This window comes from Shinella sp. WSD5-1 (genome assembly GCF_963942435.1).
GTDB classification, from domain to species: domain Bacteria; phylum Pseudomonadota; class Alphaproteobacteria; order Rhizobiales; family Rhizobiaceae; genus Shinella; species Shinella yambaruensis.
Map to the genome: position 1 here is coordinate 672,110 of NZ_OZ012596.1, position 15,811 is coordinate 687,920.

A 15,811-nucleotide genomic window follows, 5' to 3' on the forward strand; every position below is an offset into this window, starting at 1 on the left:
TACAAGATTTCGTCAAGTGCAATTCGCCCTGCAAGAGTCTATGTCAGGGGCGAATCCCTCTTCCCGTGAGAAAGGTACGTCTAATGGCTTTCACTCCCAACGGTAAACATCTCGTCGCAGGCGAATGGCTTGATGGAAACGGCACCTTCACCTCCTCGCCCGCCCATGGCCCGGCGCACGACTTTGCCGTCGGCACGGTCGAGCTGGCGAACAAGGCCGCGGAAGCCGCCGAAGACGCCTTCCTCAGCTACGGCTATTCCTCCCGCGCGACACGCGCCGCGTTCCTGCGCGCCATCGCGGACGAGATCGAGGCCCGGGCGGAGGCCATCACCGAGATCGGCACGCAGGAGACCGGCCTGCCGGTCGCGCGCCTGCAGGGCGAGCGCGGCCGCACCACCGGCCAGCTCCGCCTCTTCGCCGATCATATCGAGAAGGGCGACTATCTCGACCGCCGCTTCGACGCGGCCCTTCCCGACCGCCAGCCGGCGCCGCGGCCCGAAATCCGCCTGATCCAGCGGCCGATCGGCCCGGTCGCCGTCTTCGGCGCCTCCAACTTCCCGCTCGCCTTCTCCACTGCCGGCGGTGATACGGCCGCCGCGCTTGCCGCCGGTTGCCCCGTCGTCGTCAAGGGCCACTCGGCCCATCCGGGCACGGGCGAGATCATCGCCGAGGCCATCGAGGCTGCCATCAGGAAGACCGGCGTGCATCCCGGCGTCTTCTCGCTCATCCAGGGCGGCAACCGCCAGGTCGGTGAGGCGCTGGTGCAGCATCCGCTGATCAAGGCCGTCGGCTTCACCGGCTCGCTCGCCGGCGGCCGCGCCCTCTTCAACCTGTGCGCCGCCCGTCCGGAGCCGATCCCGTTCTTCGGCGAGCTCGGCTCGGTCAACCCGATCTTCCTGCTGCCGCAGGCCATGAAGGCGCGCGCGGAAGGCCTCGGCCAGGGCTGGGCGGGCTCGCTCACCATGGGCGCCGGCCAGTTCTGCACCAATCCGGGCATCGCAATCGTTGAGGACGGCGCGGATGCCGACCGTTTCACCGCCGCTGCCGTGGAAGCGCTCGGCAAGGTCGGCCCGCAGACCATGCTGACCGACGGCATCGCCAAGGCCTACCAGGACGGCCAGGCGCGCTTTGCAAGCCGCAACACCGTCAAGCCGCTGCTGACGACGGAATCCGCCGGCCGTAACGCGCTGCCGAACCTCTTCGAGATCTCCGGCGAGCAGTTCCTCGCCGATCACGCGCTTTCGGAAGAGGTCTTCGGTCCGCTCGGCCTCGTCGTGCGCGTTTCCTCGGTCGATGAGATGGAGAGGCTTGCCCGCAATTTCGAAGGCCAGCTGACGGCGACCATCCACATGGATGAAGGCGACGTTGCCGATGCGAAGCGCCTGCGCCCGGTCCTCGAGCGCAAGGCCGGCCGCGTGCTCGTCAACGGCTTCCCGACCGGCGTCGAGGTGGTGGATTCCATGGTGCATGGCGGCCCCTATCCGGCCTCCACGAACTTCGGCGCCACCAGTGTCGGCACCATGGCGATCCGTCGCTTCCTGCGCCCGGTCTCCTACCAGAACATGCCGGAAGGCCTGCTGCCGGAAGATTTCCTGAACTGATTCAATATTCTAGCGCTCCTGACGGCCGGGCTTCCCGTGAGGAAGCCCGGCCGTCATATTTTCTCCTTCCGGGTATATACTTTTTGTATATTAGTTGTATTTTAGTGGCGGTTTACAGTCTCGGCGCAGGACGGACCTCCGCCGCGTGAATCGACAGACCAATCCAGGGAGAGAGTTTATGAAGAAGACCTCGGTCCTCGCCTTCGGCCTCGTGGCCGCCACCGCTCTGACCAGCCCGGCCAAGGCCGACAAGCTGGACGACATCATCTCGTCCGGCACGCTGCGCTGCGCCGTCGTTCTCGACTTCCCGCCGATGGGCGCGCGCGACGAGAACAACAACCCGATCGGTTTCGACGTCGATTACTGCAACGACCTGGCCAAGGCCCTCGGCGTCACCGCCGAGATCGTCGAAACGCCCTTCCCGGAGCGCATCCCGGCGCTGATGTCCGGCCGCGTCGATGTCGGCGTCGCCTCGACCTCCGACACGCTGGAGCGTGCCAAGACCGTCGGCATGTCGATCCCCTACTTCGCCTTCGAGATGGCCGTGACGGCCAACGACAAGTCGGGCATCAAGTCCTTCGAGGACATGAAGGGCAAGACGGTCGGCGCCACCGCCGGCACGTTCGAGGCCATCGCGCTCGAAAACTCGGTCAAGGAATGGGGCGCCGGCGAGTTCCGTCCGTACCAGACCCAGGCCGACGTCTTCCTCGCGCTGAGCCAGGGCCAGATCGACGCCACGGTCTCCACCTCGACGGTCGCCCAGTCCAACGTCAAGAGCGGCAAGTTCGCCGGCATCTCCGTCGTCGGCAAGGCGCCCTATGACATCGACTATGTCGCGCTCTTCACCAACCGCGAAGAATACGGCCTGATCAACTACCTGAACCTCTTCGTCAACCAGCAGGTTCGCACCGGCCGCTACAAGGAACTCTACGAGAAGTGGGTCGGCGGCGACGTGCCGGACCTCTCGGTCGGCGGCGTCTACCGCTAGGAGCCGTTTCCAAGGCGGCGCGGGACATCCCGCGCCGTCCATCGTTTCCGAAGGGTGAGACGGCAATGTTCAGTTACACTTTCCATTGGAACCAGGCGCTGAAGGCGTTGCCCCAGATGCTGGACGGCGCGCTGGTCACGCTCCAGATAGCACTGCTCTCCATGGCCGTCGGCCTTGCCGTCGCCCTGGCGCTGACGCTCTTCCGGCTGTCTGGCAACCGCATCCTCGGCGGCTTCGCCACCGCCTGGGTCGAGATCGCGCGCAACACGCCGGCCCTCTTCCAGATCTACATGGCTCATTTCGGCCTCGGCAGTTTCGGCATCCACCTCAGCCCCTATGCGGCGCTCCTGGCCGGCATCGCCTTCAACAATGCCGGCTATCTCGCGGAAAACTTCCGCGGCGCGCTGAAGGCGATCCCCGAGACGCAGACCCGCGCCGGCCGCTCGCTCGGCATGACCTCGCTGCAGGCCTTCCGCTATATCGTCATGCCGCAGATGCTGCGCGTCGCCTTCCTGCCCGCCACCAACCAGATGGTCTGGGCGATCCTGATGACGTCGCTCGGCGTCACCGTCGGCATGAACACCGATCTTGCCGGCATCACCCAGGAGCTGAACGCCCGCTCGTTCCGCACCTTCGAATTCTTCGCGATTGCGGCGGTCATCTACTACCTGATCGCCAAGGCCGTGACGCTTGCAGCCCGCGTGCTCGCGGCGCGCATGTTCCGCTACTGAGAGGGGTAAGCCATGTTCGATACCGCTCTCACCCTTGCCGATCTCGGCTTCCTCGCCAAGGGCGCGGCCATGACGCTCGCCGTCACCGCCGTCTCCGTCCTCGCGGGCACCGTGCTCGGCATCCTCTTCGGCGTCATCCGCAACCAGGCCGGCCCCTACTGGTCGATGCCGCTCACCTTCCTGCTCGACATCTTCCGCTCCGTGCCGCTGCTCATCCAGCTTGTGCTCGGCAATGCGCTGCAGTCGATCATGAAGCTCGGCTGGGCGCCGTTCACCACCTCCTGCGTGGTGCTGTCGCTCTATACGGCGGCCTATTGCACCGAGATCGTGCGCGGCGGCATTTCCTCCGTGCCGGCCACCACGCGCCGCGCGGCCAGATCGCTGGGCATGACCTGGTGGCAGGACATGCGCTACATCGTGGCCCCGCTCGCCACGCGGGTCTCGCTGCCCGCCTGGATCGGCCTGACGCTCGGCGTCATGAAGGATTCGGCGCTCGTGCTCTGGCTCGGCCTCATCGAGCTCCTGCGCGCCTCGCAGATCCTCGTCACGCGCCTGCAGGAGCCGCTGTTCATCCTGCTCATCTGCGGCGCCATCTACTTCATCATCAGCTTCCCCATCGCCCGGCTCGGCGGTTATCTCGAAAGACGGTGGTCCAATGATTGAGATCGAAAACGTCCGCAAATCCTTCGGCCAGCTCGAAGTCCTGAAGGGAATCAACCTCACCGTAGAGAAGGGCGAGGTGCTGACCATCATCGGCGGCTCGGGCTCGGGCAAGTCGACGCTGCTCACCTGCATCAACGGGCTGGAGACTATCGACAGCGGACGCATCGTCGTCGACGGCACCGACGTGCATGCCAAGGGCACGGACCTCAACAAGCTGCGCCGCAAGCTCGGCATCGTCTTCCAGCAGTTCAACGCTTTCCCGCACCTGACCGTGCTCGAAAACGTCATGCTGGCCCCCGTCAAGGTCCTGGGCCAGTCGAAGGCCGAGGCCGAGGCGATGGCCGTCAGGCAGCTCACCCATGTCGGCCTCGGCGACAAGCTAAAGGTCTATCCGAGCCGCATGTCCGGCGGCCAGCAGCAACGCATGGCGATCGCCCGGGCGCTTGCCATGTCGCCGGCCTACATGCTGTTCGACGAGGTGACCTCGGCGCTCGATCCGCAACTCGTCGGCGAAGTGCTCGACACGCTGCGCATGCTCGCCTCCGAGGGCATGACGATGATCTGCGTCACGCATGAAATGAAGTTCGCCCGCGAGGTCTCCGACCGCGTCGCCTTCTTCCACAAGGGCGTGATGGCCGAGATCGCCCCGCCGGAAGCGCTGTTCGGCGCGCCGAAGGATGCCGACCTGAAAACCTTCCTCGCTGCGACGCACTGAGGCGATGATGAAGACTGGAATCGAACCCGGCGTCGTCGTCATCGGCGCCGGCGTGGTCGGCCTTTCCGCGGCCATTGCCGCCCAGGCCCGCGGCCTCGCCGTCACCGTGCTCGAGCGCGAAGCCCCCGCCGCCGGCGCTTCCGCCGGCAATGCCGGCGCCTTCGCCTTCACCGACATCCTGCCGCTCGCCTCGCCCGGCATCCTCAGGAAGGCGCCGAAATGGCTGCTCGACCCGCTCGGGCCGCTTTCCGTGCCGCCGTCCTATGCGCTGCAGATCGCCCCCTGGATGTTCCGCTTCTGGCGCGCCTGCTCGGCACGCCGCGTCACCCATTCCACCGCCGCGCAGACCGCGCTGATGGACCTTTCCAAGGCCGAGCTGGAACCCTTCCTCGGCGCGACCGGCACGCTCGCCATGCTGCGCAGGGAGGGCAATCTCCAGGTCTATGAAAGCCGGGCCGAGCTGAACGCCGCGCTGCCGGGCTGGAGGGCCCGCGAAGCGCACGGCATCGAATTCCGCCACATGGATGCCGCCGAAATGGCCGCGATCCAGCCCGGCCTCGCCCCGCGCTTCACGCACGGCACCTTCACGCCCGGCTGGTATTCCATCGCGGATCCGAAGCTCTACACGCTGGCGCTCGCCGATCATTTTCGCGCGAAGGGCGGCAGGATCGAGCGCGCCGAGGTCGCCGGCCTCAGGCCCGTCGAGGGCGGCGTCGAGATCGCGACGGCGGATGGCGGGACGCGGCGCGTGGAAAAGGTCGTGCTCGCGGCCGGCGCCTTCTCGCACCAGGTCGCCCGCACGCTGGGCGAGAGCATCCCGCTCGAGACCGAGCGCGGCTACAACACGACCCTGCCGCCCGGCGCCTTCGACCTCAGGACGCAGGTCACCTTCGGCGGCCACGGCTTCGTCGTGACCCGGCTGTCGACCGGCATCCGCGTCGGCGGCGCGGTGGAACTCGGCGGGCTGAAGCTGCCGCCGAACTTCCGCAGGTCCGAGGCCATGCTGGAAAAGGCGAAAGCCTTCCTGCCCGGCCTGAAGCCGGCGGGCGGCGTGCAGTGGATGGGGTTCCGCCCCTCGCTGCCCGACAGCCTGCCCGCCATCGGCCGCGCCCGCGCCACGCCCGATGTCGTCTATGCCTTCGGCCACGGCCATCTCGGCCTCACCCAGTCCGCCGGCACGGCGCGGCTCGTCGCCGACCTCGTGACCGGCCGGCCGGCGGCGATCGACATCGCGCCCTTCTCGCCGCAGCGTTTCTAGGCGGCTGCGCCGGAGCGGTATCGCTTCGGCGCGGGAAAACACTATCCTGGAGCAATCCGGCGCGCCGGATGTCACCGGACCTGCTCCAGGCCGTGCCCGGGTCCCTCGGGGATCGCGGGCGCCCATACCTTGGTTTTCGCGCGTTTCCGGCAAGCGCGCGCCGCCTATCCTTGATGGAACCACCCAGCAGCACAGGACCCGTCCCATGGCCGACCTCTCCGCCCGCAGCCTCCTTTCCGGCACCGCCGCCGGCCCGGTCATCGCGACGGGCGAGGCGCTGAGCTTCTGGGGCGGCGTCGATCCCGCCACCGGCCGGGTCATCGACGTGCACCACCCGCTGCATGGCGTCACGATCACCGGCGGCATCCTGATGATGCCGTCGAGCCGCGGCTCCTGCACCGGCTCCGGCGTCCTGCTCGACCTTGCCCTCACCGGCCGCGCCCCCGGCGCCCTCGTCTTCAGCGAGGCGGAGGACGTCCTGACCCTCGGCGCCCTGATCGCCGCCGAGATGTTCGGAAAATCCCTGCCGGTCCTGCGCCTGTCGCAGGCGGCCTTCGATGCCCTCTGTCGCGCCGGGACCGCACGGATCGGCGAAACCGCCATCGAGGCTGACGGCCTCACGATCCCCGTCACCCCGCCCGCCACCGCCGCGCTCGATCTGACGGAAGACGACCGCGCCATGCTGGACGGCCGCGACGGCATCGCCGTTGCGCTCGCCATGCGCATCACCACGGCCATGGCGGCCCAGCAGGGCGCCCGCGAACTCGTCGACGTCGTGCAGGGCCATATCGACGGCTGCATCTATGCCAGCCCCGCCAACCTCACCTTCGCGGAAACGATGGCGGAGATGGGCGCAAAGGTCCGCGTGCCGACCACGATGAACGCCATCTCCGTCGACCGTGCCAACTGGCAGGCGCAGGGCGTGCCGCCGTCCTTCGGCGATCCCGCCGCCCGCCTCGCCGATGCCTATGTCCGCATGGGCTGCCGCCCGACCTTCACCTGTTCGCCCTATCTGCTGGACAGCGCGCCGAAGACCGGCGAGGCCATCGCCTGGGCCGAATCCAATGCCGTGATCTTCGCCAACACCGTGCTCGGCGCCCGCACGGCGAAGCACCCCGATTTCCTCGACCTGTGCATCGCGCTCACCGGCCGTGCGCCGCTGTCCGGCGTCTATCTCGACGAGCACCGCAAGGCGCGCCGCGTCATCGACGTCGATCTGCCGGAGGGGCTCGACGATGCCTTCTGGCCGCTCATCGGCTACCTTGCCGGCCGTGCCGCGCCCGACCGCATCCCGCTGCTGCGCGGCGTTGCCGCGGCAAGGCCGACGCGGGACGACCTCAAGGCCCTCTGCGCCGCCTTCGGCACCACCTCCGCCGCGCCCATGCTGCACATCGAGGGCGTGACGCCCGAGGCGGACGGCGCGGCCTTGCCCGCGGCCGACCGGGTGACGATCACCCACGCCGACATGGTCGAGGTCTGGACGATGTTCAACGAAGGCCCGGCCGAGGTCGAGCTCGTCGCCATCGGCAGCCCGCATGCCTCGCTCTCGGAATGCGCGACCCTCGCCGATGCCCTCGCCGGTCGCAGGTGCCACGCGGGCGTCGCCGTGATCGTCACCGCCGGCCGCGACGTGATGGCGGAAGCCGGGGATACCGTTGCCCGGCTGAGGGAAGGCGGCGTTCAGGTCCTGCACGACCTCTGCTGGTGCTCGATCTCCGAACCGGTCTTCCCGCCCAAGACCCGCACGCTCCTCACCAATTCCGGCAAATATGCCCACTATGGCCCGGGCCTTTCCGGCCGCACCGTCCGCTTCGGCAATCTCTCCGACTGCATCGAAGCCGCCCTGACCGGCCGCGTCCCCCCGCGCCTGCCCGCCTGGCTTTCCTGACCGCAGGACGACAATGCCCGCCGGGGCTTGCCGGGCGGGCGTTCAGGGAACGCCAAGGCATACGCCTTGGCGTGGATTTCCTGCGGAAAATCAGGGGGGAACCTTGAGGGGGATATGGCGGACAGAGAGGCTGTCCTACCAACTGTTGCTAACGGTTGCTTGAGGTTGCTGGCGTTGTTTTGAAAGGATTTTATTCGTTCCATATAGTTGTCATAGGTGGTGGAAGGTGGTAGGCGTTGTATCATGAACATGGGTACGAAGTTGGGATGAATGCGGATGAGTAGAGCAATTCACAGACTGCCGGCCAGCTTCAAGAGCAAGAAACCCGGCATGCATGCGGACGGCGGCAACCTCTATCTCCAGGTTTCCGAGAACAAGGATGGCCTGCGGCGCCAGTCATGGGTCTTTCGGTTCCAGCTTCCCGGCATGAAACCGCGGGACATGGGGCTCGGATCGGTCAATGACGTGTCACTCTCGGAAGCACGGGAGGTTGCTCGCCAGTATCGCAACCTTGTCAAAGAGGGTCGAGACCCGATCGAAGAACGTAAGGCCAAGGTCGCGCATAACCTCGCCACCTTGAAAAAGGGACTGACATTTGCCGAGGCAGCTGAGGCCTACATACGGCAGCACCGCCCCGGCTGGAAAAACCCCATTCATGCCAAGCAGTGGACGAGCACGATCGCCACTTACGCGAACCCAGTTCTTGGCAAGATGTCTGTAGCCGACATCACGACGGCGCATGTCATGAAAGTCATCGAGCCTCTTTGGGCCACGAAAACCGAAACCGCCAGCCGCGTTCGCGGGCGGATTGAGTCAATCCTTGGATGGGCCACGGTTAGCGGTTTCCGCTCGGGCGAGAACCCCGCACGCTGGCGCGGGCACATAGACAATCTCTTGGCGCCGAAAGAGAAGATCAAGCCGACCAAGAATCAGCCGGCGCTGCCATGGCAGGAAATGCCGCAGTTCTTCGCGGCGCTTCAAGAGCGGACTGGCATGGCTTCCCTTGCCCTGCGCTTCCTCATCACGACATGCGTTCGAACGGCGGACGTGCGCCACGCTAAGGTGGCCGATATCGACCGTGCTGCGGCGATCTGGACTATTCCGGCGCTCACAAAGACCGGGAAGCCTCACAAGGTTCCGCTTTCTGCCGCTGCGCTGGAGGCTTTTGACAGCGCTCGGGCTATGGCTGCAGAAATCGGTGGAGAAGTGGCAAACAGTGAGTTTGCGTTCCCTAACGATGTCTCAGGCGCTGCCCTATCCAGCAATGCGCTGTTGGCGCTTCTGGATCGAATGGAGCGCAAAGGGGCGATGACATCGCATGGCTGCCGCGCCACGTTCAGAACATGGGCGCAAGAGGCCACAAACTTCCCGTGGGAGCTTGCAGAGCTTTCGTTGGGGCATACCGTAGGGGACAAGGTAGAACGCGCCTATGCCCGTGGTGACGCCTTTAAAAAGCGTATCGCGATCATGGATGCATGGTCGAACTATTGCACCAAGCCGGTTCCCGCCGGATCCAACGTCACCCCGATGCGTAAGAGCGCCTAATGTCAAACGTCGCACGCGCCATTCAGATCCTAAAAGACAATTGTTTCGCAAACGATCCAATTGCGCAGCGCCTCATGTCTGACATTAGGTTGCGCCCAACTTGGAAATATCTTTCCAGCCAGCCTGTAATATCACTCGATAGCGTGAAGGGCTGGCAGTTGGCAGAGACCTATCAAGACGGTGTGGCCTTCTCCCTAAGCGACCTGGCAGCAGGAGCCGTGTTTGCCTACGCAGTGACAGAGCTATCAAGCAACCGAGGCGTCATCACGGATTCGGTCATGAAGACCCATGTCGCTCAATGGCGCGACGTTGCCGACCAGTGCAGAAGGGCGCTTGCGGGGGATATGCCTGACCCTTCGATGGACGATGCCACTAGAAACGCTCTGGAGGCCTCTGCGCGCTATTTCGAAAAGCATGCATCTTGGTATGAGGACCTGATAAAGGAATCGCCCTACAGGCTCCCACAGACCAGCAAGCAGCGCTCCGAGAATGACGACCCTGGTGCGGCTAACCTGATGCGCGGACGAGCGCGAGCGCTTGCCGTCAACAATCAGAGTATATTCGGCGCGAAAATGTACGGCACGGTCGCAAAGCTCTTAACCGTTGGCTTGGACCTTCCAGACGGGGAGGAAATAACCGAGGCGCAAATCCAGAAATGGACCTCTTCCTAAATCGCTGATTAAGTTAGGAACCCCTACCGTGCGAAATAATCGGCAGGGGTCTCTTTATGCGTAGCAAGCTTAGCTAATCATCTCCTTGCAACAAACGTCCACAAACGTCAGCAACGGAGATTTAAGTGAGCAATGTTCTTGAACCTCAATTCCTCTCTATCGCGGATACTGCGGTTTACACGGCCGAATCCGAATGGACGGTAAAGGACAAGCTTCGCCGCGGGGTCTACCAAGCCAAGAAAAGCGGCCGGCGCACCCTTATCATCTTCACCAGCGTGAAAGATCATCTGGCCTCGCTGCCCGACGCCAAGTTCGCCAAGTCGAGGGCCGCATGATGGCCCACGTCTCAATCAATGTTGCCGAGCACGAGCATAGCCACGCCATTACCGAGGCGGCTCGCTTCCTGGCTACCGTCCCGCCTACAAACCGCCCTAAGCCACTTGTGCCCGCGCTCAAGGAAATGTTCGGTCTGAACTCTCTGGAGGCCTGTCTGGCGATCACTGAAAGCCATGAGCTGCGGAGGGAACTGGCTTGAGGAAGTTTGCAACCATTCCCCCCTCGATCTGGCAGACGGATATTAAAAAGCTTCGCGGCAATGTGGAGGCGATCGCCGTTCACTATCACCTCACGACCAGCCCGCACTCTACCATGATCGGCATTTATCATCTTCCGATGATGTATCTCTCGTATGAGATCGGAAGCCCCTTGGAAGGGGCTTCGAAGGGGCTTCAAAGGGTCTGCGAAGCCGGTTTGGCTACCTATGACGAGGAGTCGGAAATCGTGTGGGTCCACGAAATGGCTGCAACACAGGTCGCCCCGCGTCTCAGCCCGAAGGACAACAGGGTTTCCAGCGTAGCAAAACAATTAGCAAACTTTCCTATCTGTAAGATAACATTGGATTTTTACGCCCATTACAGGGACCTTTTCCACCTCAGAGACCAGCTTTGTCTAGAGGAATTTGAAAGGGCCTTCCAAGGGGCTAACCAAGCCCCTTCCGAGCCCCTTCGAAGCAAGGAAAAGGAACAGGACAAGGAACTAGGACCAGAAACAGGAAAATTCGGCTCTGGAGGTAAAGAGGATACGTATACGCGCGAGACCGAAAACGACGAGCAAGAGTTTCCATTCGAGGCGCCCGCAAATCTCCAAGAGGGCAAAGCATTCCTACTCCGACAGGGCTTGCCCGATCGCTACATAGAGGAAGCCCTGCAACGCCTGATGCGGGAATGCCTCTATCCATGTGACATCAGGGAATGGAAACGCGAAGCGAGGGATTGCGCATGACGGAACAACTCAGCCTCTTCACATGGGCCGACAATCGACCAAGCGCCCAGGTCATCAACATCATGCCAGCATTGTGCCGCAAAGCAGCGCTGGAGCTTATCTATCGTATCCCCACACCAAAGGACCGAGGCAAGATCATAGACGCCACAGAGTGGCGCAAGGGGAAAGCCGCATGAACGGGGGAGCTATCGGATTACTCGTCACAATGCTCCTAGGCACAGTGGAAGCCATAGGCGTTCCTGCGCATGCCTCGACCGTCCTTGCCCTATTCGGCTTCGGTCTCGCTTTCATCGTCATCGTTCTTGAACATTCCGAAGGGTGAGGGGGCTGGAAAACCCATCGGATACAACGGCAAATTTGTAGAATTTTTGTGCGAAAGCGAGCGCGAAGCAGTTGATTGCCGGCAGGCGATTTTCCGATTGCGCTAATCCGAGGAACTGTTTTTCGCAGGCTCTGGCACTTCAATCCACAAAATAATTTAGACGTGGTGCAAGTGTGTCTGCGGTTGCTGACGAGTATGAAGGACGTTTCATCCTTCGCTACGCTATGAAATCATTTGCAAAAATCCATTTTATTCGGGACTATCCGCCTCCGTACCCATGTTCGGAGAGCTTCAAATGTCCCTATCGAATACCCATGACATAGCCCGCGGAAACGATGCCGAAGCAACCGCTTCGGTTCGAACGATTGCCGGCGTCACCATGGACAAGCGGACCCGTGAGGCCAAGCGTCGGGCGGAAGTCATCGAGGGCTATCGTGTGGCCCTTGGCGTTGATGCTGATGCCCCCCTCATGAGCGATCGGATTGCTACCGCTGCCGAGCTTGCCGTCATCGCTGAAAGCGCCCGTGCAAGCCTCCTGCGGGGTGAAACTGGCGTGACCCATTCCGATGTTGTCCGCGCTACCCGTGCCGCCAGCTTGGCAGAGCGCGCCCTAGGGCTGGATAGGCGCCTCAAGACCCGTAAGCCCGATATTGCCGAGTACCTGCGCAACAAGGCGGCTGCCTGATGAGCGCGCCCGCACCGCATGACGGTTTCCTCTTCGATATCTTCGGGTTTGGCACAGTACCCCCGCAGGAGGCCAAGGACGGCGTTGCAGACGTGTCCGCTAGTCTGATGGCCCTGCGGGCGGAACTGTTGCACCTGCGCTCTGGTGTGGCTATGGCGGCAATGGACATGCCGGCCAAATGGTCAGTGCCGTTCACCGACATGACACCCGTCCGTTGGGACGATCTCCTCACCCGAATTGACGATCACCTTGCCCGCGCTTGGATCGCTTTGCAGGAGCGTGCATGAAGCCCCTGGTTACGATGCGCGAAGCGCTTGAAGACCCACAGCTCTTGGGCGGGGCCATCCCCGGGGACAGCTGGGCGCTTTGGCGTGTCTTACTCATCGCTGCCATGGGTGAGGCGCTGACTGACGACGAGCGTGTTCTTTTCCATTCCGTCACAGGGCGCGACAGGGAGCCCCTAGAGCGCGTTGATGAGCTTTGGGGCATCTGTGGTAGGCGCGCGGGCAAGACGCGCTCAGCGGGCACGCTAGCGGCCTATCTGGCTGCGCTCTGCGATTGGAGTGAATACCTTGCCCCGGGTGAGCGTGGTGCGCTGCCTATCCTCGCTGCTGCCTCGTACCAGGCCGGCAAGGCTTTCGAGCACGTCAAGGGCATTCTGACTCACTCGCCAGTGTTGAACGGCAGGCTCGAAGGCGAGCCAACAGCGGACAAGATATCCCTAGACAACTCGACCGATATCATCATCTCGGTTGCAAACTTCCGAACCGTTCGATCCATCACGGCCATAGGCGCAATTTGCGACGAAACCGCGTTTTGGTCCGTCGAAGGCAGCAAGAACCCTGACACGGAAATCCTTCGCGCCCTTCGGCCTGCGCTGGCTACCACGTCGGCGCCCATGATGGTTATCAGCAGCCCGTATGCGCGCAAGGGCGAGCTTTTCCGCACGTTCAAGTCAGACTTCGGCCCCAACGGCGACAAGGGCATTCTGGTAGCCAATGGGCCGTCCAAGACGTTCAACAGCACGCTCAAGCAATCGACGGTGGACAAGGCCTATCAGCGTGACCCAGGCGCTGCCAGCGCTGAATATGGCGGCTTGTTCCGTACCGACGTGGAAACGCTTCTGGTGCGCGAAGTCGTGGAGGCACTGGTTGATGCTGGCATAACCGAGCGCGCCCGTGAACCGGGTGTGAAGTATGTCGGTTTTGTGGACCCTGCCGGCGGCTCTGGCACGGATTCCATGACGCTTTGCATCGCGCATCGTGACCGGACCGGCAATGCTGTCATCGATTTAGTGCGGGAGAAGAAACCGCCCTTCAAGCCGTCTGTTGTGACGCTGGAGTTCTGCGACGACCTGAAGCGTTACGGTATTACAACCGTCACGGGTGACAACTTCGGTGGGGAATGGTGCAAAGAGCCGTTTTCGCAGAACGGTGTCATCTATGAGCGTTGCGACCAGCCGAAGAGTGCGCTTTACAGCGCCATGGTCCCGCACATCAACAGCGGGCACCTAGTCCTTCTCGACAACGCCCGGTGCATTGACCAGTTGGTGGGGCTGGAGCGCCGCAACGGTTCTTCTGGGCGTGCCCTCATCGACCATGCCCCCGGCGGCCATGACGACGTTGCCAACGCCATTGCTGGCGCTGTTGCCCCGCTGCTTACCAAGCGCGGCCCTATGAAGATCAGCGCCGAAGCTCTTGCCGCCTCTGCCTCTCCCGCCAATCCGCGTGCCTTTCCGATGGGCGGCGGGTCCTACAGCCAACAGCTCATTCGTCACTGAAAGGAACCGCGATGAACGGCCATCCCGATAAACTGCTCTCCGACTTGGAACTGCATAACTTCGCAGTTTTCCTGAAGGCGAACCCGCATCTCACCCATCCCGCTCCCGAAGGCGCTTTTGACGGCGTGCCGAAGAACATGCGTCGCGTACCCGGCAAGCCCTTGCGGGTGCCGGTGTCGGATTTCTCGAAGGGCGGCAAGTTCGATGCTTCGCGATACGGCTTCACCTTCGATGAGGGGGAGCGGGAGGCCCGAAAGCCGGCTCTCGATATAGGAGCGCTCCGGAAGCTCGCTACGTCGCTTTCTGAGGAAGGTTGGGCAGCGATCCGTAAAGCATGCGTTGAAGCCGATGCTGAAGACAGCGAAGAGGACGAGGACGAGCGCGCACCGGCCAAGGACACCCCGCTTGATCCTGACATGATTGCCGGCAACGGCAAGGAAGAGGTTCGGGCGGCTGACCGTGCCATTCAGGGCCCTTCGAGTTTCGCTCAGCGCTGGCCTGAGATGGCCAGCATCAAAAGCGATGCGCCGCTCGTCAAACCGAAAACGCGCCAGCCCATTTCGGCCGCCAGCGCCAAGAGCTTTGCCGAGCGCTGGCCGGATGCTGCGCGGATCGGGGCAAAGGGGCGCTGAGATGGCACGTAAACCCAAGCCAGCCGCAAAGCCGTTCGTGATCGGCGCTTCACCGATCGGCGCGGCATCGGTCGGAGGCGCCGCGAAATGAGGAGCATTCTCAAGATCGCAAGAACCGCGCCGGCACAAGACGACCCGCTTCGCGTCGAGCTGCGCCGCGCTATTGATGCCCATGTCCAGGCAAAGGCCGAGCGTGATCGCGTCACAGCGGCTCATGAGCGTGCCGAGAGGCGCACTTGGGATCTCAACCACGAGATAGACCAAGCCACGGCGAAAGTCTCCGAGCTTATCGACAATCGCGCGCAGCGTGCCGCTCAGAGGGCCATCGACGGCGCTGATCTGCTTGATACTGATCTGAAGGCAGCCCAGCAGCGTCTTGCTGACGCCGAAGAAATCATGGCAGCAGCCCAGCAGGCCCGTCTTAGCCTGGAAACGTCGGTCGAGAACGCAGAACGTGTTCTGGAATCGGCCGTCACCCGGGTTGAAAACGCCGCGTCGGCGTTGATGGTGACGAAAGCGGCTGAGATCGAGTCCCGCGTTCGTGACGCGCTGGAAAAGCTTGGGCCGGACCTCGCTGTCCTCGTGTTTCTCAACAGTCGCGACACCTCATGGCCCCCATCGGAAGAGAAGCGCCGTCGCGAACGCCTTCTGAACAATCCGCTTGATGTGATCCCCGGAGCGGGACAATCGATCAATTCGCCAGAGGTCGCCCACATCATCGACCCTTGGAAGAAGGCATTCCACGCCCTGACAGCGGACGCAGACGCGCCGCTGCCGGAGGTGTGATCATGGTAGTCCCCGTGCGCTTTCATCGCTTTCGCGTATGGGCGGACCAGCGGACGGTGTCCGAGAGAACCGCCGCAGCTGGACAGTCTCTCGCTGTCTCCATCGTAAGGTGGGAGCAGGGCCAGCGTCACAACCACCCCGCCGCCACCGCTTCCTGGGGCGGCGGGGTGGTGCTCAAATTCCTCGCGAGTTTCCCCGTGTTATCCTTTGCACGGGCGCACCAGCCGCAGGTGTGCGCGACAACAGCGGCAGCCGGACAGCCTTT

The 15,811-nt window shown here is 63.2% G+C and carries 18 protein-coding genes; all 18 read left to right on the forward strand.

Annotated features, from left to right (window positions below):
* The first annotated feature begins 83 nt into the window (after window positions 1–83).
* The 18 genes from AABQ55_RS03085 (at window position 84) to AABQ55_RS03170 (ending at window position 15,546) form a co-directional block, all read left to right on the forward strand.
* Window positions 84–1,601, forward strand: coding sequence for an aldehyde dehydrogenase (NADP(+)) (locus AABQ55_RS03085; RefSeq protein WP_272807216.1), 1,518 nt, complete (start codon window positions 84–86; stop codon window positions 1,599–1,601).
* A 178-nt stretch (window positions 1,602–1,779) separates the two neighbouring features.
* A complete protein-coding gene (locus AABQ55_RS03090) occupies window positions 1,780–2,589 on the forward strand; it encodes an ABC transporter substrate-binding protein (RefSeq protein WP_064332107.1) in 810 nt (269 codons plus the stop codon).
* Window positions 2,590–2,654: 65 nt separating this feature from the next.
* The gene (locus AABQ55_RS03095; protein ID WP_272807217.1) at window positions 2,655–3,320 is read left to right on the forward strand and encodes an amino acid ABC transporter permease; all 666 of its coding nucleotides are present in this window, start codon (window positions 2,655–2,657) and stop codon (window positions 3,318–3,320) included.
* Window positions 3,321–3,332: 12 nt separating this feature from the next.
* Window positions 3,333–3,983: an amino acid ABC transporter permease gene (locus AABQ55_RS03100; RefSeq protein ID WP_272807218.1), complete on the forward strand. Its 651-nt coding sequence runs from the start codon at window positions 3,333–3,335 to the stop codon at window positions 3,981–3,983.
* On the forward strand, window positions 3,976–4,698 hold the full coding sequence (locus tag AABQ55_RS03105) for an amino acid ABC transporter ATP-binding protein (protein WP_272807219.1): 723 nt from the start codon (window positions 3,976–3,978) through the stop codon (window positions 4,696–4,698). The genes AABQ55_RS03100 and AABQ55_RS03105 overlap by 8 nt, the downstream gene beginning before the upstream one ends.
* Window positions 4,699–4,705: 7 nt before the next feature.
* Entirely contained in the window at window positions 4,706–5,956 is a 1,251-nt protein-coding gene (locus AABQ55_RS03110; protein WP_272807220.1) for an NAD(P)/FAD-dependent oxidoreductase, read from the forward strand.
* Between the two features lie 205 nt (window positions 5,957–6,161).
* Window positions 6,162–7,844 (forward strand): cis-3-hydroxy-L-proline dehydratase, encoded by a 1,683-nt coding sequence (gene lhpI / locus AABQ55_RS03115; RefSeq protein ID WP_272807221.1) that lies wholly within the window; start codon window positions 6,162–6,164, stop codon window positions 7,842–7,844.
* A gap of 276 nt (window positions 7,845–8,120) precedes the next feature.
* Window positions 8,121–9,389, forward strand: a complete 1,269-nt coding sequence (locus tag AABQ55_RS03120) for a tyrosine-type recombinase/integrase (protein WP_272807222.1) — start codon at window positions 8,121–8,123, stop codon at window positions 9,387–9,389.
* Window positions 9,389–10,060 carry a hypothetical protein gene (locus tag AABQ55_RS03125; RefSeq protein WP_272807223.1) on the forward strand — a complete coding sequence of 224 codons (672 nt, stop codon included), beginning with the start codon at window positions 9,389–9,391 and terminating at the stop codon, window positions 10,058–10,060. Before AABQ55_RS03120 ends, AABQ55_RS03125 begins: the two co-directional genes overlap by 1 nt.
* A 125-nt stretch (window positions 10,061–10,185) precedes the next feature.
* Window positions 10,186–10,395, forward strand: a complete 210-nt coding sequence (locus AABQ55_RS03130; protein ID WP_272807224.1) for a hypothetical protein — start codon at window positions 10,186–10,188, stop codon at window positions 10,393–10,395.
* Window positions 10,392–10,595 carry a hypothetical protein gene (locus tag AABQ55_RS03135; protein ID WP_272807225.1) on the forward strand — a complete coding sequence of 68 codons (204 nt, stop codon included), beginning with the start codon at window positions 10,392–10,394 and terminating at the stop codon, window positions 10,593–10,595. Before AABQ55_RS03130 ends, AABQ55_RS03135 begins: the two co-directional genes overlap by 4 nt.
* Window positions 10,592–11,341, forward strand: coding sequence for a hypothetical protein (locus AABQ55_RS03140; RefSeq protein ID WP_272807226.1), 750 nt, complete (start codon window positions 10,592–10,594; stop codon window positions 11,339–11,341). Before AABQ55_RS03135 ends, AABQ55_RS03140 begins: the two co-directional genes overlap by 4 nt.
* Window positions 11,338–11,517, forward strand: a complete 180-nt coding sequence (locus AABQ55_RS03145) for a hypothetical protein (RefSeq protein ID WP_272807227.1) — start codon at window positions 11,338–11,340, stop codon at window positions 11,515–11,517. The genes AABQ55_RS03140 and AABQ55_RS03145 overlap by 4 nt, the downstream gene beginning before the upstream one ends.
* Before the next feature lie 441 nt (window positions 11,518–11,958).
* Window positions 11,959–12,348, forward strand: a complete 390-nt coding sequence (locus tag AABQ55_RS03150; protein ID WP_272807228.1) for a hypothetical protein — start codon at window positions 11,959–11,961, stop codon at window positions 12,346–12,348.
* Window positions 12,348–12,635 carry a hypothetical protein gene (locus AABQ55_RS03155; protein WP_272807229.1) on the forward strand — a complete coding sequence of 96 codons (288 nt, stop codon included), beginning with the start codon at window positions 12,348–12,350 and terminating at the stop codon, window positions 12,633–12,635. The genes AABQ55_RS03150 and AABQ55_RS03155 overlap by 1 nt, the downstream gene beginning before the upstream one ends.
* A complete protein-coding gene (locus AABQ55_RS03160; protein ID WP_272807230.1) occupies window positions 12,632–14,128 on the forward strand; it encodes a hypothetical protein in 1,497 nt (498 codons plus the stop codon). Before AABQ55_RS03155 ends, AABQ55_RS03160 begins: the two co-directional genes overlap by 4 nt.
* Window positions 14,129–14,139: 11 nt before the next feature.
* Window positions 14,140–14,760, forward strand: a complete 621-nt coding sequence (locus tag AABQ55_RS03165) for a hypothetical protein (protein WP_272807231.1) — start codon at window positions 14,140–14,142, stop codon at window positions 14,758–14,760.
* A gap of 87 nt (window positions 14,761–14,847) precedes the next feature.
* A complete protein-coding gene (locus AABQ55_RS03170) occupies window positions 14,848–15,546 on the forward strand; it encodes a hypothetical protein (RefSeq protein ID WP_272807232.1) in 699 nt (232 codons plus the stop codon).
* The last annotated feature ends 265 nt before the right edge of the window (window positions 15,547–15,811 follow it).